This window comes from Sphingomonas sp. MMS24-J13 (assembly GCF_044905095.1).
Classification (GTDB): Bacteria; Pseudomonadota; Alphaproteobacteria; order Sphingomonadales; family Sphingomonadaceae; genus Sphingomonas_I.
Map to the genome: position 1 here is coordinate 672,535 of NZ_CP173258.1, position 18,282 is coordinate 690,816.

At 65.0% G+C, this 18,282-nt stretch carries 16 protein-coding genes; 12 read left to right on the forward strand and 4 right to left on the reverse strand.

Annotated elements, in window-relative coordinates:
• Positions 1 to 102: 102 nt before the first annotated feature.
• From AB4Z44_RS03190 to AB4Z44_RS03215, 6 genes are all read left to right on the forward strand, one after another.
• Positions 103 to 2,538: a ligase-associated DNA damage response DEXH box helicase gene (locus tag AB4Z44_RS03190; RefSeq protein WP_404712635.1), complete on the forward strand. Its 2,436-nt coding sequence runs from the start codon at positions 103 to 105 to the stop codon at positions 2,536 to 2,538.
• A 34-nt stretch (positions 2,539 to 2,572) separates the two neighbouring features.
• Entirely contained in the window at positions 2,573 to 4,018 is a 1,446-nt protein-coding gene (locus AB4Z44_RS03195) for an FAD-dependent oxidoreductase (protein WP_404712636.1), read from the forward strand.
• A gap of 15 nt (positions 4,019 to 4,033) precedes the next feature.
• Complete coding sequence (locus AB4Z44_RS03200; protein WP_404712637.1) at positions 4,034 to 4,546, forward strand: sigma factor-like helix-turn-helix DNA-binding protein; 513 nt, start codon at positions 4,034 to 4,036, stop codon at positions 4,544 to 4,546.
• Between the two features lie 17 nt (positions 4,547 to 4,563).
• The gene (locus AB4Z44_RS03205) at positions 4,564 to 4,944 is read left to right on the forward strand and encodes a hypothetical protein (RefSeq protein ID WP_404712638.1); all 381 of its coding nucleotides are present in this window, start codon (positions 4,564 to 4,566) and stop codon (positions 4,942 to 4,944) included.
• Positions 4,945 to 5,101: 157 nt separating this feature from the next.
• Positions 5,102 to 5,494, forward strand: coding sequence for a hypothetical protein (locus tag AB4Z44_RS03210; RefSeq protein WP_404712639.1), 393 nt, complete (start codon positions 5,102 to 5,104; stop codon positions 5,492 to 5,494).
• Positions 5,491 to 5,895: a hypothetical protein gene (locus AB4Z44_RS03215; RefSeq protein WP_404712640.1), complete on the forward strand. Its 405-nt coding sequence runs from the start codon at positions 5,491 to 5,493 to the stop codon at positions 5,893 to 5,895. Before AB4Z44_RS03210 ends, AB4Z44_RS03215 begins: the two co-directional genes overlap by 4 nt.
• Before the next feature lie 2 nt (positions 5,896 to 5,897).
• Here the strand turns inward: AB4Z44_RS03215 and AB4Z44_RS03220 are convergent, their stop codons facing one another.
• Positions 5,898 to 6,800, reverse strand: coding sequence for a CmcJ/NvfI family oxidoreductase (locus AB4Z44_RS03220; RefSeq protein WP_404712641.1), 903 nt, complete (start codon positions 6,798 to 6,800; stop codon positions 5,898 to 5,900).
• Between the two features lie 140 nt (positions 6,801 to 6,940).
• Here AB4Z44_RS03220 and AB4Z44_RS03225 point away from each other — a divergent pair, with 140 nt between their 5' ends.
• A complete protein-coding gene (locus AB4Z44_RS03225; protein ID WP_404712642.1) occupies positions 6,941 to 8,242 on the forward strand; it encodes a hemolysin family protein in 1,302 nt (433 codons plus the stop codon).
• 103 nt (positions 8,243 to 8,345) lie between these two features.
• Here AB4Z44_RS03225 and AB4Z44_RS03230 read toward each other — a convergent pair whose 3' ends face one another.
• Together AB4Z44_RS03230 and purD are read right to left on the reverse strand one after the other, a co-directional pair.
• The gene (locus AB4Z44_RS03230) at positions 8,346 to 8,867 is read right to left on the reverse strand and encodes a hypothetical protein (protein WP_404712643.1); all 522 of its coding nucleotides are present in this window, start codon (positions 8,865 to 8,867) and stop codon (positions 8,346 to 8,348) included.
• A gap of 49 nt (positions 8,868 to 8,916) precedes the next feature.
• Positions 8,917 to 10,206, reverse strand: coding sequence for a phosphoribosylamine--glycine ligase (purD, locus tag AB4Z44_RS03235; protein ID WP_404712644.1), 1,290 nt, complete (start codon positions 10,204 to 10,206; stop codon positions 8,917 to 8,919).
• Between purD and xseA the strand changes: the two genes are divergently transcribed.
• From xseA to AB4Z44_RS03250, 3 genes are read left to right on the forward strand one after another with little or no spacing between them, the layout of a single operon-like run.
• A complete protein-coding gene (gene xseA / locus AB4Z44_RS03240) occupies positions 10,190 to 11,620 on the forward strand; it encodes an exodeoxyribonuclease VII large subunit (protein WP_404712645.1) in 1,431 nt (476 codons plus the stop codon). The two genes, purD and xseA, sit on opposite strands and share 17 nt — an antisense overlap.
• A 23-nt stretch (positions 11,621 to 11,643) precedes the next feature.
• Positions 11,644 to 11,841 carry a DUF2093 domain-containing protein gene (locus AB4Z44_RS03245; RefSeq protein WP_404712646.1) on the forward strand — a complete coding sequence of 66 codons (198 nt, stop codon included), beginning with the start codon at positions 11,644 to 11,646 and terminating at the stop codon, positions 11,839 to 11,841.
• A complete protein-coding gene (locus AB4Z44_RS03250) occupies positions 11,838 to 12,764 on the forward strand; it encodes a M23 family metallopeptidase (protein ID WP_404712647.1) in 927 nt (308 codons plus the stop codon). The genes AB4Z44_RS03245 and AB4Z44_RS03250 overlap by 4 nt, the downstream gene beginning before the upstream one ends.
• Here the strand turns inward: AB4Z44_RS03250 and AB4Z44_RS03255 are convergent.
• Positions 12,761 to 13,759 carry a TauD/TfdA family dioxygenase gene (locus tag AB4Z44_RS03255; protein WP_404712648.1) on the reverse strand — a complete coding sequence of 333 codons (999 nt, stop codon included), beginning with the start codon at positions 13,757 to 13,759 and terminating at the stop codon, positions 12,761 to 12,763. The two genes, AB4Z44_RS03250 and AB4Z44_RS03255, sit on opposite strands and share 4 nt — an antisense overlap.
• An 11-nt stretch (positions 13,760 to 13,770) precedes the next feature.
• On the opposite strand from AB4Z44_RS03255, the gene AB4Z44_RS03260 reads away from it, so the two are divergent.
• Positions 13,771 to 14,733, forward strand: a complete 963-nt coding sequence (locus tag AB4Z44_RS03260) for a hypothetical protein (protein ID WP_404712649.1) — start codon at positions 13,771 to 13,773, stop codon at positions 14,731 to 14,733.
• A gap of 361 nt (positions 14,734 to 15,094) precedes the next feature.
• A complete protein-coding gene (locus AB4Z44_RS03265) occupies positions 15,095 to 18,220 on the forward strand; it encodes a TonB-dependent receptor domain-containing protein (protein ID WP_404712650.1) in 3,126 nt (1,041 codons plus the stop codon).
• The last annotated feature ends 62 nt before the right edge of the window (positions 18,221 to 18,282 follow it).

Consider the following 18,282-nt stretch of genomic DNA (forward strand, 5'->3'; position numbering starts at 1 on the left):
CTCCCGGAACGGGGAGGGGGACCGTTCGGCGAAGCCGAATGGTGGAGGGGGCCCACGGCGAGGGATTCGTTGCGGGCGGGCCCCCTCCACCATCGCTGCGCGATGGTCCCCCTCCCCGTGCCGGGGAGGATCTTTCTGACGCTTCCCGTTGCACTGTCGGACTGGTTCTCTCAGCGTGGCTGGGCGCCACGGCGGTATCAGCTCGAGATGGTCGACGCGGCGCGTGCCGGCGCGCATGCCTTGCTCGTCGCGCCGACCGGCGCAGGCAAGACGCTCGCCGGCTTCCTCCCCAGCCTGGTCGACCTGACCGAACATCCGCAGGAGCGCCTCCACACGCTCTACGTCTCGCCGCTCAAGGCGCTGACGGTCGACGTCCGCCGCAACCTGCTCGGCCCGATCGAGGAGATGGGGCTCGATATCACGGTCGAGACGCGCACCGGCGACACCCCCTCCGATCGCAAGGCGCGCCAGCGCGTCCGCCCGCCGAACATGCTGTTGACCACGCCCGAATCGCTGAGCCTGCTGCTCAGCCATCCCGACAGCGCGACCTTGTTCGAGACGCTCTCGACGATCGTCGTCGACGAGGTCCACGCCTTCGCCACCGGCAAGCGCGGCGATCTGCTGTCGCTGTGTATGGCGCGGCTCCAGCATTTCGCGCCGCGGCTGCGTAGGGTGGCGCTGTCGGCGACGGTGGCGGACGCCGACGCCTATCGCGCCTGGCTTGCGCCCGGCGGCGACATCGATGCCGTCACCCTCGTCAATGGCGATCCCGGTGCCGAGCCCCGGCTCCGCATCCTGCTGCCCGAGGATCGCGTTCCCTGGTCGGGCCATTCGGGCCGCTACGCTGCGCAGCAGGTGATGGCTGAGATCGAGACGCACAAGACGACGATCATATTCTGTAACACGCGTAGCCTCGCCGAGCTGATCTTTCAGGATCTGTGGCTGGTCAACGATAGGAGCCTGCCGATCGGCATCCATCACGGCTCGCTCTCTGTCGAGGCGCGGCGCAAGGTCGAAACGGCGATGGCGACGGGGCGGCTGCGGGCCTTGGTGGCGACTGCCAGCCTCGATCTGGGCGTCGACTGGGGCGATGTCGATCTCGTCATCCAGATGGGCGCACCGAAGGGGGCGTCGCGGCTGACCCAGCGGATCGGGCGGGCCAACCACCGGCTCGACGAGCCGTCCGAAGCAGTGGTCGTGCCCGGAAACCGCTTCGAATATCTCGAGGCGCGCGCGGCGCTCGATGCGATCGAGGCGGGCGAACTCGATCGCGATATCTTCCGCGAGGGCGCGCTCGACGTGCTGGCCCAGCACGTCATGGCCTGCGCCTGTGCCGCCCCGTTCGAAGAGGCGGCGATGCTGGCCGAGGTGCAGGACGCCTTGCCCTATAGCGCGCTGACCCCGGAGCGGTTCGGGCAGGTGCTCGATTACATTTCCACGGGTGGCTATTCGCTCAAGGCCTATGACCGCTTCAAGCGCCTGACCCGCGATCCCGACGGTCTGTGGCGCGTCAGCCACCCGCGTTTCGTCGACCAGCATCGGCTCAATGCCGGGATCATCGTCGAGGCGGACATGCTCACCGTCCGCTTCAGGAACGGGCGCGCACTTGGCAAGGTCGAGGAGGGGTTCGCCGCCACTCTCGTCCCGGGCGATACCTTCTTCTTCTCGGGGTTGGCCCTCGAGGTCGAGAAGATGGATACCGAGGATCTGATCGTCCACGCCACCCGCAAGCCCGCGCGTATCCCGACCTACGGCGGCGCGCGCATGCCGATCTCGACCAATCTGGCCGAGCGGGTGCGGGCCTATTTCGCCGATCCGGCGCAATGGGCGCGTTTCCCGGGCGACGTGCGCGAATGGCTGGAGATGCAGGGCCGCCGATCGGTTCTGCCGCATCCCGACCAATTGCTGATCGAGACCTTCCCGCGCGAAGGCCGCCACTACATGGTCGTCTACAGTTTCGAAGGCTGGAATGCGCATCAGTCGCTCGGCATGCTGATCACGCGGCGAATGGAGACCGCGGGGCTCAAGCCGTTGGGCTTCGTCGCGAGCGATTATGCCATCGCCACCTATAGCCTCGAACCCGTGACCGATCCGGCGGCCTTGTTTGACAAGGAGGTGCTGGAGGACGAGTTCGTCGATTGGGTCCAGCAATCCAGCCTGCTCAAGCGCGCTTTTCGCGAGGTGGCGGTGATCGGCGGGTTGGTCGAGCGCCAGCATCCCGGCAAGCGCAAGACCGGGCGGCAAGTGACCTTCTCGACCGACCTGATCTACGATGTGCTGCGCCGCTACGAGCCCGATCACCTGCTGATGCGCGCGGCGTGGGACGATGCGCGCGCGAAGCTCACCGATGTCGGCCGCCTCGTCGATCTGCTCGATCGCGCGGCGGGGACGATGCTCCACGTCAGCCTCGATCGCGTCTCGCCGTTGGCGGTGCCCGTGTTGGTGCTGATCGGGCGCGAGCGGGTCGCGCAGGGCGGCACCGAGGATGCGCTGCTGATCGAAGCGGAAGCGCTTGCCGCCGAGGCGATGGCCGAATAGTTCCGTTGCTTCCTATCTATTGAACGAGTGACCGATGAGCGAACAGGATCAGGGCAAGCCGAAGATCGCCGAGGTGCGATCGAGCGAGATCCGCATCCTCCAGTCCGATGTGTTCGAGGGCGAGGAGCGCGCCTTGCCGCCTCGCAACGGCACCGGCACCTATGAAGAGCCGGGCCGGTCGATCCCAATTTATCATTCGTGCGACGTGCTGGTCGTGGGCGGCGGCCCTTCGGGCACGGCGGCGGCATTGGCGGCGGCGCGGCAGGGCGCCGATGTCGTCATGCTCGAACGCTACAACCATCTCGGCGGCCTGAGCACCGGCGGGCTGGTCGTGTGGATCGATCGCATGACCGACTGGACAGGGCGGCAGGTGATCCGCGGTTTCGCGGAGGAGGTGCTCGATCGGCTCAAGCCCGATGGTGGGGCGGTCGGTGCGCCGCCGTCGCAATGGGGCTCGCGCGATCCGGTTCTGGCCAAACATTGGGGCCAGCGCATTTCGGCCTTCCATGGCGTCGTCGCCTGGTCGCCGATGATCGATCCCGAGAAATTGAAGGTGCTCTCGCAGGAGATGCTGCTGGAAGCGGGCGTGCGACTTGTCTTTCACAGCTGGGCGGCGTTGCCGATCGTCGAGGCCGGCACGGTCAAGGGTGTCATCTTCGAAAGCAAGAGTGGCCGCCAGGCGCTGATGGCCAAGGTGGTGGTCGATGCCACCGGCGACGGTGATATCTTCGCGCGCGCCGGCGCCGATTTCGAGAATGATATCGAGCAGGGCGACACCCACCATGCGGTCAACACCGCCTTCCTGCTCGGCGGGGTCGATATGAACCGCTGGCTCAATTACCGGCTGACGCAGCCGGAGGAGTCCGACGCCTTGCTCAAGCTCGGACGCGAGCGGTGCGGCTATTTCCAGCCGCCTTATGTGTCGTGGCGCAACGATATCGCATTGTTCCTCGGGCCGCGCCAATCGGGCCTGTCCGCGCTCGACGTCGACGACATGACCGAGGTCGAGATCCGATCACACCGCTTCATGGTGTCGCACTGCCAATTCTTTCGCGAGAATGCGCCGGGGTTCGAGCAGGCCTACATGCTCCAAAGTGCACCGCAGCTCGGCGTGCGCCATACGCGGCGGCTGGCAGGGGTGGGGCGAATCGAGCGCAGCCAGTGGGACGCCGGTGTGCCGCTTCCCGACGAAATCGGGGTCAGCCCGTCGCTCACGCTCAAATTGCCGCCGGTTTCTGTGCCTTATGGCGCGCTGGTGCCGCGCCGGCTCAACGGGCTGGTCGCCTGTGGCCGCCACGTTTCGTGCGATCCCAATTCGCACGGCTTCATGCGCGAGATCCCGCAATGCTGGCTGACCGGGCAGGCGGCCGGGACCGCCGCCGCATTGGCGGCGAATGGGGGCGTTCAGCCGCGCGCCGTTCACATCGGCGATCTTCAGGGCGCATTGCGCACGCAGGGGGTGTTTCTGCAGGATCGATAGCGACCGCGCCCGTGATTGCCGGCTTTCACCCCGCCGCCTCCCAAGGTACATACCTCCGATATGGGGGGTGATCCGATCAGCGAACTGACCGAAGCGGAGAAGGAGGTCTTGCGCCTCTATCTCACTGCGACCGATCAAAAGGAGATTGCGCGGCTGATCGATCGCAGCCCCAGCGCGGTCGAGCAGAGGCTTGCCAGCGCGCGCCGCAAGCTCGGCGTCAATCGCAGCATCGATGCTGCCCATCAACTGGCCCATGCGGAGGGGAATCCAGCCTATGGATTGGCCATATATGGCTCTTCCTCAGGTAGCGAGGCGCGGGCGTTCGCGCTGAAGCAGCCTTCGTCCGAGGGGGGCAGCAGGCTTTCCGGCCTGAGGCCTTTTCCCACGAAGGGGAGGCCCTGGAACGCGCAGCCGATCGGCATGCGATTGATCGCCATCGTAGCAGGGGTTTTCCTGCTCGTGCTTTCGGCGGTCTTCGTGGTCAGTCTGGGTGAGGCGATTTCAGCGATCCTTCGGCATCGACCCTGACCGAAAGGCCGACAGGCATGGAATCATCTGCAGCGATCGTAAGTCTGGTTGCACGTCCCTCTCCCGCGCGCATCCTTCAGAATCAGCTTCAGGGCGTCGAGGCGGCCTATGACGATGCGCTGGCCGACAGCGGCGAGATGATCGGCAAGATCATCCGCGCCGCCCGCGAAGCCGGCGTGCCGCTGGCTCGTATTCAGAAAACGCTGCGGCTGCTCAATGCCAGCATCACCAAGGGGCTGGACGCACGCGCCGACGCGCATCGCTTCCACCAGGATCTGCGCGCGATCATGGCGACGCTCGACATGCCCGAACTGGGCTGGGGCGATACCGGATCGAGCCCGGTTTCGCTCGACGAGAGCCATGACCCGGTGATCGAGCCCGCACGCGTGTCGGCTTGAGCCGCACGACGATGCGGACCGGGGGGCGGTAGGGCAGCGCCAGGTGCAGCTCCACCAACAGATATTTGCGGTCCTGACCATTGCCGCGTGCGCCTATGCGATCGCACGTGGCGGCCCCCCAGAACGCATAACGGCGATTGGCTTCCTTGGCGCCTTCGTGCTCACGAACCTGTTCAGTCGATCGGTTTGGGTCGCCTTTTCGACGATCGAATGGGAGATTGCGGCGGTCGATGCGGTCCTCGCCGCCGTGATACTCTACGTGGCATTGCGAAGTTGCCGCTTCTGGGCGCCGGCGATGGCGGTGATGATGATCGTCGACGTCCTCGGGCATCTCGCCCGCATGATGGATCCCGGCATCGTCGCGAAGGCTTATTATGCGCTCGTGGCGCTGATCAGCTATCCGATGGTCCTGCTGCTGGTGATCGGAACCTGGCGACACCGCATGCGCATACGCCTCTACGGCATCGATTATTCCTGGGTGTGGCAATTGCCGCCGGCCTACCGATTGGGCTGGCAGGTCGTGCCGCGCCGAAACGGAGACAGATCATGAATATTCCGGCGTTGAATGACGATACGCCCCCGTCGCTGGTGGTCGATCCATCGGCCCGGCAGGCCCGCCATATCCTGATGGCGCGCCGCGCCCGGCGCGATCATCTGCCCGATATCCTGTTCGGCGAACCTGCCTGGGAGTGCCTGTTACAGCTCTATATCGCCGCGTCCGAGCGGCGGCATCTCTCGGCCGAGCAATGCGTCGGACTTTCGGCCGCACCGGCAGGCACCGCCCGACGCTGGATCAAGCTGCTGGTCGCCGAAGGGCTGGCCGAGCAGGCAGAGGGCGGGTTCCTGATGCTGACCGACAAGGCGCGGCGGGCGATCAGGGCGCTGTTCGGTCAGCTTGCCGAAGGATCGTCGCCACCAGCCCGGCGGCGGCCCACCGCCCGCGGCCGGTAACTCTATTCGAAGAACGCCATCGATCGCAGTTCCACACTCTCGCGCACGCGGCGATCGGGGAAGCTCGAATCCCAGAATGCGGTATGCGGGGTGCGCCACGCAACCGAATGATCGCTGTCGTGGAATTTCAACACGATCGCCTCGTCGCGATTCATGTTGGAAAAATACCACCAGCGATGGTTCGGATTATATTCGAAGATCGCCGCCGCCGGCTGGGCATCGTCGTTCATCGGTGCGAACAACGCATCGCCTTCCGGAATCTTGTCGACGATGTGGAGCACGTTGGGCGTGCCCTCGTCGTCGCCGACGCTGCGATGATCGCAAAGCGCCAGCGGGCAATCCTGCGGGCCGGGCGAGAAGGTTCGCCAGAAGCTGGAATAGATGAAGCGCTTGTAGCCGGGGCCCTCGGGGCGGAACTTCTCGTAGATCGCGCGCGCCTGGCGATCGGCGCGGCTCGGTTCGGTATCGATATGCGCTTCGCCCGCAGGCGGCTGGACGCCGCCGGCATGGACATAAGGCTTGTCGTCCTTGGGCTGATACTCGGCGATGTCGCCCGAATTGCGGATCATCCAGCCCATCGGCACGACGAAATCGGCGCCGGTGGCCGCCTGGATATATTTTGCGGCCTCGCCCGGATAGACGCGATTCATCTCCTCCTTATCGTAGAAATCGACGATGTCGGTCGGGCAATCGGCCAGTTGGAAGCCATGGCGGTCGAGTGTGAAATGGCGCCGGATCGCGCGGCCGTCGCGCACGATGACGTCGTAAGGCGCGTATTTGCCGGTGTTCACCTCGACGCCGGCCGAAACGAAGCGGCGATTGATCGGAGTGCCGGGGAGCAGATAGTTGATCTCGGCCTTGACCGAACGGACCGTTTCTTCCGGATCAAGCAGCGGACTGTTCACTCCAGGGCTCCTCTCATTTTGTTCGTAACATCCGTTATTGATCGACAAATGCCACCATCGCGAGGCCAATGCCAGCGGCTTTGAGGCGAGTCGCTTGCGATAGCTGCTCTGCTGAGCGATATGCAGGTCACAACCCCGCTATGCCCCCACCATCCGCCATACCGCCCTTCCCCTGGATCGACGTTTTGATCGTCATCCTCCTGATGGTGGTCAACGCCGTCTTCGCCATGTCCGAACTGGCGATCGTCTCTGCCCGCAAACCGCGGCTTGAAGCGCTGGCTCGGCGCGGACGCAAAGGTGCGCGCGTGGCGATCGATCTTGCCGCCGACCCTGGCAAGTTCCTGTCGACTGTCCAGATCGGGATCACGCTCACGGCCGTGCTCGCGGGTGCCTTCTCCGGATCCGCTTTGGGACATCCGGTGGCGCTGCGACTCGAACGGCTCGGGATGAACGCCGAGGCGGCGGCGAACTGGGGTTTCGGGCTGGTGATCGTCGCGACCACTTATCTCAGCCTTGTCGTGGGCGAGCTGGTCCCCAAGCAAATCGCGCTCAACGCGCCCGAACCGATCGCGATGATCGCGTCGCGGCCGATGTTGTGGCTGTCGAGAATTGCCGCGCCACTCGTGTGGCTGCTCGAACGATCGAGCGCATTGCTGCTGCGGTTGCTGCGCGCGCATCGCAGTACCGAAAATCACGTTACCGCCGAGGAATTGCATCTCGTCGTGGCCGAAGCTTCGAGCCATGGCGTGATCGAGGAAAGCGAACGGGCGATCATCTCGGGTGTTGTGCGGCTGGCGGATCGGCCCGTGCGTGAGGTGATGACACCGCGCACGCAGGTGCAATGGATCGATCTCGACGACGAAGATCCGTTGGCGGAACCGCTTCCGCACAGCCGCATGCCGGTTGGACATGGTTCGGTCGATCAGTTGATCGGGGTGGTGCAGGCACGCGATCTGCTGGGCGTGGTGATGAGCGGCGGGAAGGTCGATCTCAAGGCGCTGATGCGCGAAGTGCCGGTCGTGCCCGATCAGATGGACGCGATGGATGCGCTCCAGGTACTGCGCGAGGCGGACGTGCCGGTCGCGTTCGTTCATGACGAATATGGCCATTTCGATGGGTTGGTGACTCCGGTCGATCTGCTCGCGGCGATTGCGGGTGCCTTCGCATCCGATCAGGACGAGGGCACCGATCCGCCTTTGGTGGAGCGTGCCGACGGAAGCTGGCTGGTGTCGGGATCCCTGCCGGCCGATCAGTTGGCGGACCGGCTGTGCGTGCCGCTGCCGGATGATCGCGACTATGCCACCGTAGCGGGCTTTGCGTTGTCGGTGCTGAAGCACCTGCCTACAGTCGGCGAGACCTTCGCTTACGACGGTTGGGATTTCGAGGTGGTCGATATGGACGGCCGCAAGATCGACAAATTGCTCGCGGCGCGAAGAGAATAAGGATTCTCCCCATGCAAGGCATGGGAGGGGGTATTTCGCAGAATTTGTGGAAGGCCTGCCATCGAAAGACGGCGGTCTGCGACCGCCGCCTGGGGAGGGCTTTTTACCCTCCCAACTTCCCGAACTTGCTCTCGAAACCCTCGGTATCGCCTGCCGCGAGAAGCTTCGCTTGCTCGACCCAGCGGTCGCGCAGGATGCGGCCCTTGAAGGCGCCCATTTGCGCGTCGATCGCCTCGACTTCCTTCTCGTCCCATGAGGCGATCTGTTCGAAATGGGTGACGCCCAGTTCCGCCAGCCGGCTCGCGGCCTTCGGGCCGAGGCCCTTGAGCGTGGTCAGCACGTCGCCCGGGGCTTCGTGGCTGGCGGGTGTCGGCTGCTGGCCCGACGGGTGGGCATCGATGCCGATGAACTGATCGACCACGTCCTCGATCGCCGCGGTCATTTCCGCGCCGACGCCTTGGCCTTCCTCGGTTGGCACTGGCGCAGGCTTGGCGACAGTCACGGGCCGTGGCGGGGCGACCTTGTCGGTCAGCGAGACATGTTGCTTGCGACTACGCAGCAGGATCACAAGCAATAGCGCGATCACGACGATCACTGCGACGACGATGATCACGGTCTGGTTCATGAATTCCCTCTTTGCGGCGTTATCAAGCCTCTAGCGACGGCAAACGCGATTAGGCAAGATCAGCTGCGCGTTCGCGCTCGACTGCGCGCCAGCCGATATCGTGGCGGTAGAACCCAGTGGGGAAATGAATCGCTTCGACGGCAGCGTAGGCGGCCTGCTGCGCGGCACGGACGCTGTCGCCCGTGGCCGTGACTGCCAATACCCGCCCGCCGTTGGCGACGATCCGGCCATCGCGCAGCGCCGTCCCGGCTTGAAACACGCGCGCGCCGGCCGCTTCAGCGGCGTCGATCCCGTCGATCGTACCGCCCTTTTGTGGCGTGCCGGGATAGCCGGCGGCGGCCATCACCACGGTCAATGCCGTCTGCGCGGCCATCGTGGGCACAGGCGCTTCCGCGAGGCGACCCTCGGCCACATCGGCGAGAAGACTGATGAGACAGCCTTCGAAGCGTGCCATGAGGACCTGGCATTCAGGATCGCCGAAGCGGCAATTATATTCGATCAGCTTGGGCCCCTCGGCGGTGAGCATCAGCCCGGCGAACAATACACCCGAATAGGGCATGCCTTCCGCCGCCATCGTCTCGACGGTCGGCCGGATGATCTCGGCCATAACCCGCGCTTCGATCTCGGGCGTGACGATCGTAGCGGGGCTGTAGGCGCCCATCCCGCCGGTATTGGGGCCCGTATCGCCGTCGCCGACGCGCTTATGGTCCTGCGCCGATCCGAAGGGCATGATCGACTTGCCGTCGGTCAAGGCGAAGAAACTCGCTTCCTCGCCGGTCATGAATTCTTCGATCACGACCTCGGCCCCGGCCGTGCCGAAGCCGCCGCCGAACATGTCTTCGATCGCGGCCTCTGCATCGGCGCGCGTTTCGGGGATGACCACGCCCTTGCCAGCGGCCAGGCCGTCGGCTTTGATCACCACCGGCAGGCCGAATTGATCGAGTCCCGCCAGCGCCGCCGCCTTGTCGGTGAAGCGCTCGTAGGCGGCGGTGGGAATGTTCGCTCGCGCGCACAAATCCTTGGTAAAGCCCTTCGATCCTTCCAGCTGCGCGGCCGCCTTGCTCGGCCCGAACACCAGCACGCCATCGGCGCGAAGCTGATCGGCGAGGCCTTCGACCAACGGCTGTTCGGGGCCGACAACCACCAGCCCGACATTCTCGTTGCGCGCGAAGGCGACGATCAATTCGACATGCAGGGGATCGAGATCGATGCATTCGGCATGCGCTGCGATGCCCGGATTGCCGGGTGCGGCGTAAAGCTTGGTCAGCCGCGGCGATTGCGCCAGCCGCCAGGCCAGCGCATGCTCGCGCCCGCCCGAACCGATGAGCAGGACTATCATGGCGTCACTCGATCTCCCCGAAACCGGCCGGCTGCTAGCCGAGGAGGCCGCCGGGGACAATGCACCCGCTTTATCCGTGTCCGAGCTTTCGGGCGCGCTCAAGCGTTCGGTCGAGGACGCTTTCTCGCATGTCCGCGTCCGTGGCGAGATTTCGGGCTACAAGCGCGTTGCGTCGGGCCACGCTTATCTGACGCTCAAGGACGATCGCGCCTGCCTCGACGGCGTGATCTGGAAGGGCACGCCGGTTGCCTTCCGGCCCGAGGACGGCGCCGAGGTGATCGCCACCGGCCGGCTGACCACATTCCCCGGCCGATCGCGCTACCAGATCGTGATCGAGCGGCTGGAACTGGCGGGGCAGGGCGCCTTGATGGCCCTGCTCGATCAGCGGCGCCGGGCGCTGGCAGCGGAGGGGCTGTTCGATCAGGAGCGCAAGCGCCGTCTGCCCTATCTGCCGCGCCTGATCGGGGTCGTCACCTCGCCGACTGGTGCTGTGATCCGCGATATCCTTCACCGCCTCGAGGATCGTTGCCCTACCCATGTCATGCTCTGGCCGGTCGCTGTGCAGGGCGAGGGAGCCGCTGCGCAGATCGCCAACGCCGTGAAGGGCATGGCCAATCTGCCGCAGCCGCCCGATCTGATCATCGTTGCGCGCGGTGGCGGGTCGATCGAGGATCTGTGGGCGTTCAACGAGGAGGTGGTGGTGCGCGCCGTCGCCGCCTCGCCGATCCCCACCATCTCCGCGGTGGGCCACGAGACCGACGTCACCTTGTGCGATTTCGCGGCCGATGTGCGCGCACCGACGCCCACGGCGGCCGCGGAAATGGCGGTCCCGGTCAGAGCCGAATTGCACGCGCAGGTGCGCGAATTGGCACTGCGGACCCAGCGTTGCGCCAATCGCTATGCCGAACGCGCGGGCGAACGGCTGGAAGCGACGGCGCGCCGCTTGCCCGCGCTCGATCGCCTGCTCGCGCCGCAACGACAGAAACTCGACGAGCTTAGCGAAAGGTTGCCGCGCGCGCTCGGTCGGCGGCTGGTCGAGGCGCGTGGCGAACTGGCCCAGGCGTCGGGCGCGCTCCGGCCCGGCCTGCTTGCCGCGCGGATTTCGCGCAGCAGGGACAGGCTGGCGGCGGCGCGACTCCGGCCTGGGCTCGTCACCGTGCGCATCGCCGATGCCCAGGATCGTCTGTCGCGGCTGTGGCGTGTCGCCGAGCAGCTCCATCCCGATAAGCCGCTGGCGCGCGGCTATGCGCGGATCGAGGGCCGCGACGGCAAGACGGTCTCTACCGCACACGCAGCACGGGCAGCCGGCGCGCTGACTTTGGTTTTTGCCGACGGGCTGGTGGCGGCACGGGTTGAGGGGACGGCCCGGGCTTCCTATGACAGGAGCAAGCCGGAGCAACCTACGTTACTCTGAGCACGTGTAGAGGATTTGAACCGATGCTGATGGCGCAAGGCCGTCCCGCCAAACTCCATTATCTCGCCAACAGCTTTCGCGTGCTGGTGCCGGGCGATCATGTCGTGTGCGCGCGATCGGGCGAGCGCGTCGCGCTTGAGGATCTGCGCTACTGGAGCGTGCGCCGGCAGGAGGCCTATGCCACCGCCGCGTTTTCGACCGAGGCGGAGCGCGCGGGTTGAGGCACGCCGCCGCGACGGCGGTATGCGTATTGCTGGTGAGCGGGTGTGCGACGGTCGTGCCGCGCGCGGTTCCGCCCGGGCCGACCACACCGTCGCCGCAGGTCAGGCAGCCGGTCGCGCCGCCGCCGCAGACGGTCTCCGCCAATCTGTTCGGCCTCAGCGGACCGGCGGGGCAGGGGGCGTTGCTTTCGGGCACCGTTCCGCAGGGCGCTGCCTTGCTGATGCTCGATGGCAAGCCGGTGCCATTTGCTGCGGATGGCCGCTTCATCATCGGCTTCGGTCGCGATGCGACGCCGAGCGCTTTGCTCGAGGCGCGCATGCAGGACGGGCGACTGCTGCGCCTGCCGTTGACGGTCAGCCCGCGTGCCTGGGACATATCGTCGCTGCCGACCTTGCCACGGGGCACTTCGCCCAGCGCCGCCTATCAGCGGATTCGTGCGGCCGAAGTCGAGCAGATCGAGGCGGCGCGCGCGCAGCAGGTGGTTAGCGACGGCTGGCGCAAGCCGTTCCGCTGGCCGGCCATCGGCCGGATCAGCACCCTGTTCGGATCGCAGCGCATCTATGCGGGGCAGCCGGGTGCCTATCATGGCGGCCTCGATGTCGCGCGCCGGCCGGGTGCGCCGGAATTGGCCGGCACGCCAGCGTTTGCACCGGGCGATGGCGTGGTGGTGCTGGCGACCGATCATCCCTTCTCGCTCGAGGGTAATATGGTGATGATCGGGCATGGCTATGGGCTGGTCAGCGTGCTGATGCACCTGTCACGCATCGACGTGCACACCGGCGATCGCGTCAACCAGGGGCAGCCGATCGGCCTGATCGGCATGACTGGCCGCGCTACCGGCCCTCATCTTCATTGGGGCATGACGTGGAACAAGGAGCGGATCGATCCGCTGCTGGTCGCGGGGCCGATGCCGCAGAACTAACCCGGAAAATCGGGCGGCAGGGGCGGCTGGAAATCGCTCCGCCGCCATGGGGCACCGGCGGGCTCCTCGGGATCGGGTTTGGCGAAGCCCAGATAGCCGAAGAAGGTCGCGATGATCCGTTCGCTAGCGTCGAAGATCGGGCTGCGGCCGTGCATGAAGCGCGTATTGTCGAGCATCAGCACATCGCCGTTGCGCCAGCGGATCGGGGTGGCGAGGCGGTCGCCGGTCGCCTTGATCGCCTGCAGCCATTGCTCGGGTACTGGGCGCCCGTCGTCGAGCACCGGATGATCGGAGCGGCCATTGTTGAAGCGCGCGAACAACAGGAAATTGCCGAAGGCGGGCGCATCGATGAACATCGGCTTGTGGAGAGCCGGGCGCGTGAAGATGCGCACCACTTCACCATCGATGCGTCGGAAGAAATAGGGGCACCAGGAGGGCGGGCTGGCGAGTTGCGCATCGGTGGGGTCGGGCGTGCCGAGCCAATATTCGAGCAGGCTCGGCCAAGTGGGCTTGATATAGAGCAAACGGCGATGCGCCAGCCCTTGCCGTACCGGTTCGGGTAGCTGTTGTACCAGCTCGACCCCATCGCAGATCGTTGTCGCGCCGCCCCGCGCCGGGGCCGAGATGCAACCGAAAAATGCGACATCGGGCTTCCACGGCTCGCGCGACAATTCCGGATGGAGATTGAACGCGCCCATCCCGCCGTCGACCGTATGGATATTGTGTTCGGGCTCGATCGGTCGGCGGCCGGGGCTCTCGTTCAGCACCGAAGTCGGGCAGAAGGCGCGGGCGAAGCGGCGGAAATCGGAGACTTCCATTGCGAAACCGCGGAACAGCAACGCGCCGTATGCCTTGTAAAGCGCGATGATCGCATCGGGCTCGATGTCGAGCAGACCATGCTCGTCGGCGGGCTCGACCAGCACGTACGGACGGCCCGGCTGGGGCAATTGAACCTTGGGCATGACGGCGGGGGATAGCGACCGATCGCCGCGCACGCTATAGCCTCATGATGGCCCTGACGCTCGGCGAGCTATACGCCTCCCCCGATCATTATCTTCATTCGTTCGATGGTGACGCGGCGGTATTCGTGCCGATGGATCGCGCGGCCTATCATCGCTCCATCTTCCTCGACGGCCGGATTTCGCCGGCGGCGGACGGCGAACTGCGCGTTCCGCTCGCGGCGCTCGGGCATGCGCCCAAGCCGTTGCCGACGGCGTGGATCTTTCACGTCGCGCATTGTGGATCAACCTTGCTCGCACGCGCGCTCGATCAAGTCGCGAGCAATCTCGTCCTGCGCGAACCTCTGGCGCTGCGCCAGAGTGCGATCCGCCCGAATCCTGGCCGGCTCGCTTTGGTCGCGGCGATGGTCTCCAAACGCTATCGCGCCGATGCCGCGACGATCGTGAAGGCCAATGTGCCGGTCAATTTTCTGCTGCCCGATCTGGCAGCGTTCGATCCCGATGCGCGGGCGATCTTCCTTCATCTCGGCCTGCGCGATTATCTGCTCGCAATCCTGCGCAGCAACAATCATCGCGAGTGGCTCGCGCGGGTTACCGGCCAGCTTTCGCCTTATCTGGGCGACATGAGCGGGTGGAGCGATGCCCGCCGCGCCGCTGCTCTGTGGCTGGCGCAGACCCGCGCTTTCGCCGGCGCGATCGCTGCAATGCCCCAGGCGCGCAGCCTGAATGCCGAACTGTTCTTTGCCGATCCCCGCGCGGTTCTACGCGCTGCGACCACCCACTTCGGCGTGGCCATGGCGCACGAGGCAATCGATCGCTGCATCGCCGGGCCGCTATTCGCGACCTATTCGAAGAACCCTGATATGGCGTTCGACAACGACGTCAGGATCGCGCGACGCGATGCGCTTGCCGGCACGATCGAGGCTGAACTTGTCGAGGCTGAGACGTGGGTCGGTGACGGTGCGATGACGGCCGAAGCGGCGCTGACAAAGGCCGGCCTGATCGAGTGAATCGGACAATCGCATCTGCTGCGTCGCAGCAAAAGTGCGCCCGCGCCGTATCTGGAAATATCGACGTTACATATCTCGCGATTGCGGAAAAAATCGCCTCGCGAAGGTCTGCCACCGCGCCTGGACGAGGAACTGTGATACATCGATTTAGCCTTAGCGGCCCTTAACCCTCTGAGGGCGTGGGCCAAGGGGTCACGGTGTGGCCCCGACGCAACATTATGGCGGAATGTTGCCTGTTTATTACTCGGTCGTTGGCGGTGCAGCAAAACTGGATTAGCCAAGGGTCAAGCGGTCATTTTCTTGTGGCCGCAAAAGTATGCCGCAAGGCCTTGATCCGAAGCGATCAAACAGGGGAAACTTGATGCTCAATCAGTACCGTTCGCGCCTGCTGACGTCGACGCTGCTCGTCAGCGCCGCGCTGGCAACCCAGCCGGCTTTCGCACAGTCGACTTCCGCGCCCGCCGCGACCGATGCGACGCCGGCCCCGACCGAGATCGTCGTCACCGGCTCGCTGATCCGCAACCCTAACCTGGTGGCGTCGACCCCGGTGAACGTTGTTGGCGCCGCAGAGATCAATCTGCGTCAGGTCAGCAACGCCGAGGAAGTCCTGCGCGATATTCCGGGCGCGGTCCCGTCGATCGGCGCGCAGGTCAATAACGGCAACGGCGGTTCGTCCTATGCCGATCTTCGCGGCCTCGGCAACTTCCGTAACGTCGTCCTGCTCGACGGCACGCGCATCACGCCCGCCAGCGTCGTCGGCCGTACCGACTTGAACAACATCCCGCTCGCGCTGATCGACCGTGTCGATACGACGACCGGCGGCGCCGCCACGACCTACGGCGCGGACGCCGTGTCGGGCGTCATCAACTTCATCACGCGCCGCGATTTCTCGGGCGTCGAACTCAATGTCGGTGAATCGATCACCGGCCAGGGTGACGGCGAGGCGCATCGCGCCGACCTGACCGTCGGTGCGAACTTCGACGATGGCCGCGGCAACGTCGTGTTGTCGGTCGGCTACCAGAAGACCCACCCGGTCTATCAGGGCGATCGTAAGATCGGGCAGAACAACTACACGTCGACTTCGGGCGGCAAGGGCGGTTCGGGTACGACTGTTCCTGGGCGTTTCGTTTTTTCAAATGGCGATAAAACGGCGACGGGATCCAATAACAACATCATCGATCCTTCGACGGGCCTCTTGCGTCCCTACAAGTCGTCTGATGGCTACAACTACAACCCGTTCAACATTTACCAGACGCCGTTCGAGCGCTACAATATCTATGGCGCTGGTCATTACGACATCTCCGACAGCATCGAAGTCTACACGCGTGGCATGTTCTCGAAGAACAAGGTCAACACGATCATCGCGCCGTCGGGTGTGTTCGCCTCGCTGTTGACCATACCCTACAGCAGCCCATACCTGCCGGCGAATACGCGTACGCAGTTCTGCACCGCCTATGGTCTGACGACCGCGCAGTGCAACGCGGCTGCGGCGGCGACTTCGCCGACCGATCCGAACTTCAAGACGTTCACGACCACGGTCGGCCGTCGTATGCCGGAAACCGGCCCGCGCGTGTCGCAATATTCGACTACGATGTTCGACTATCGTGCCGGTGCGAAGTTCAACATCACCTCGTCGATCAGCCTGGACGTCTCGGGTTCGTACGGCGAGTCCGAGAACCGCCAGACCGAGACCGGCTATGTGCTGCTGTCGCGTGTTCGCACCGCGGTTTATACGACCAGCACGACGAGCTGTAATCTGGGGTCGTCGCCGACGGTCAACAACTCCAATCCGTTGCTGCCGCCTCTCGCCAATGCTGGCGCCGGAACCACGGGCTGCGTTCCGCTCAACATCTTCGGTCCGGCCGGATCGATCACGCCTGCGATGGCTTCGTATCTGACAGGTACCGCGACAAATGCGCAGTTCGCGTCGCTGGGTCAGGCTCGCGCCTTGCTGTCGGGTGATTTCGGTGGTTACCACCTGCCTTGGGCGGATCAGCCGGTCAGCTTCGCGCTCGGTGGCGAATATCGCAACTATCGCGGCAACCAGTCGGCCGACGCTCTGTCGCAGACTGCGGGTGAACTGGGTGGCGCCGGCGGTGCCGTTCTGAACTATAGTGGCGCCTATGACGTGCGTGAGGCCTATGCCGAGTTGAACGCACCGATCGTGGCCGACAAGCCGGGCTTCAACAGTCTGACGCTCGAAGCCGGCGTTCGCTACTCCGACTATAAGGTCAAGACGACCGGCAATCCGGGCTACAACACCACCACCTATAAGGGCGGCGCTACCTGGGAGCCTGTCCGCGGCATCAAGATCCGCGGCGACTACCAGCGTGCCGTTCGTGCGCCGAACATCGCTGAGCTCTTCGCGCCGACCGTGACCGGACTGACCACTGTGGCGGTGGATCCTTGTTCGGGCAGCAAGCCGGTCAACAGCGCGGCTCTGCGCGCGGTCTGTCTTGCGCAGGGCGCACCCGCGGCGACGATCGGCAGCATCTCGAACCCGACTGCGGCACAGGCCAACATCACGACGGCAGGCGGTACCTACCTCCGTCCGGAATCGTCGGACTCCTATACGATCGGCGTGGTGCTGCAGCCCTCCTTCGTGCCCGGCCTCTCGATCTCGGTCGATTACTATAAGATCAAGATCAAGCACGCGATCTCGCAGCCGACTACGGGTGACCTTATCAACGGCTGTTTCGGGGACTCGAGCGGCAGCGGCGTAACCGCGGCCAGCCTCAGCAACCCGATCTGCGCGCTGTTCAAGCGTAACCCGGTGACCGGTGGTCTCGACGGCGATCCGGCGACGACCCAGGGCCTGATCGTGCCTTCGTCAAACTCGGGTAAGATCATGACCGACGGTATCGATGTCGTCGCCAACTATCGGCGTGACCTCGGTTTCGCGAAGCTCAACATGAGCTTCAACGGCAACTGGACCCATGCGTCGAAGTTCCAGTCGATCGTGGCGGGCTCGGTCATCCCAGTGGGGTATCCGGGCGCTGGCAGCTCGTTCGGCAGCATCGCGATTAACCGTGAGTGCGTCGGTCTCTATGGCGCGGATTGCGGTTCGCCGGGTTCGGCCGGTCCGTCGTCGTCGCCGGGCTCGCTGCAGCCTGAGTTCACCTGGAGCCAGCGCACTACGCTGACGTTCGGTGCGATCGATCTCTCGCTCAACTGGCGCCACATCAGCAAGATGCGGGTCGAAGACGGCGTGACCTACTTCGCGGGTACGATCTCGAGCGGTGCTCTTGCCGGCACGAAGGTCAATTTCGGCCGCATCCCGTCCTACAATTACTTCGATCTGTCGGGCCGCGTCGCCGTCAGCAACAACCTGGACGTGACGCTCACCGTCACCAACCTGTTCGACAAGGACCCGCCGATCGTGGGTGGTACGATCGGCACGACCTCTTACAACAGTGGCAACACCTTCCCGTCGACCTACGACCCGCTGGGCCGCCGGTTCGCGCTGGGTGCTCGCCTCAAGTTCTAAGACGCGAGCGCGACAAAAGAGAGGGGCGGATCTTCGGATCTGCCCCTTTTTTGCTTGGAACG

Excerpts from the sequence above, each read along its gene's own strand:
- AB4Z44_RS03190 (WP_404712635.1), top strand. The coding sequence starts at position 103 with ATGGTCCCCCTCCCCGTGCCGGGGAGGATCTTTCTGACGCTTCCCGTT.
- AB4Z44_RS03195 (WP_404712636.1), top strand. The coding sequence starts at position 2,573 with ATGAGCGAACAGGATCAGGGCAAGCCGAAGATCGCCGAGGTGCGATCG.
- AB4Z44_RS03205 (WP_404712638.1), top strand. The coding sequence starts at position 4,564 with ATGGAATCATCTGCAGCGATCGTAAGTCTGGTTGCACGTCCCTCTCCC.
- AB4Z44_RS03215 (WP_404712640.1), top strand. The coding sequence starts at position 5,491 with ATGAATATTCCGGCGTTGAATGACGATACGCCCCCGTCGCTGGTGGTC.
- AB4Z44_RS03225 (WP_404712642.1), top strand. The coding sequence starts at position 6,941 with ATGCCCCCACCATCCGCCATACCGCCCTTCCCCTGGATCGACGTTTTG.
- AB4Z44_RS03230 (WP_404712643.1), bottom strand. The coding sequence starts at position 8,867 with ATGAACCAGACCGTGATCATCGTCGTCGCAGTGATCGTCGTGATCGCG.
- xseA (WP_404712645.1), top strand. The coding sequence starts at position 10,190 with ATGAGCAGGACTATCATGGCGTCACTCGATCTCCCCGAAACCGGCCGG.
- purD (WP_404712644.1), bottom strand. The coding sequence starts at position 10,206 with ATGATAGTCCTGCTCATCGGTTCGGGCGGGCGCGAGCATGCGCTGGCC.
- AB4Z44_RS03245 (WP_404712646.1), top strand. The coding sequence starts at position 11,644 with ATGCTGATGGCGCAAGGCCGTCCCGCCAAACTCCATTATCTCGCCAAC.
- AB4Z44_RS03260 (WP_404712649.1), top strand. The coding sequence starts at position 13,771 with ATGATGGCCCTGACGCTCGGCGAGCTATACGCCTCCCCCGATCATTAT.
- AB4Z44_RS03265 (WP_404712650.1), top strand. The coding sequence starts at position 15,095 with ATGCTCAATCAGTACCGTTCGCGCCTGCTGACGTCGACGCTGCTCGTC.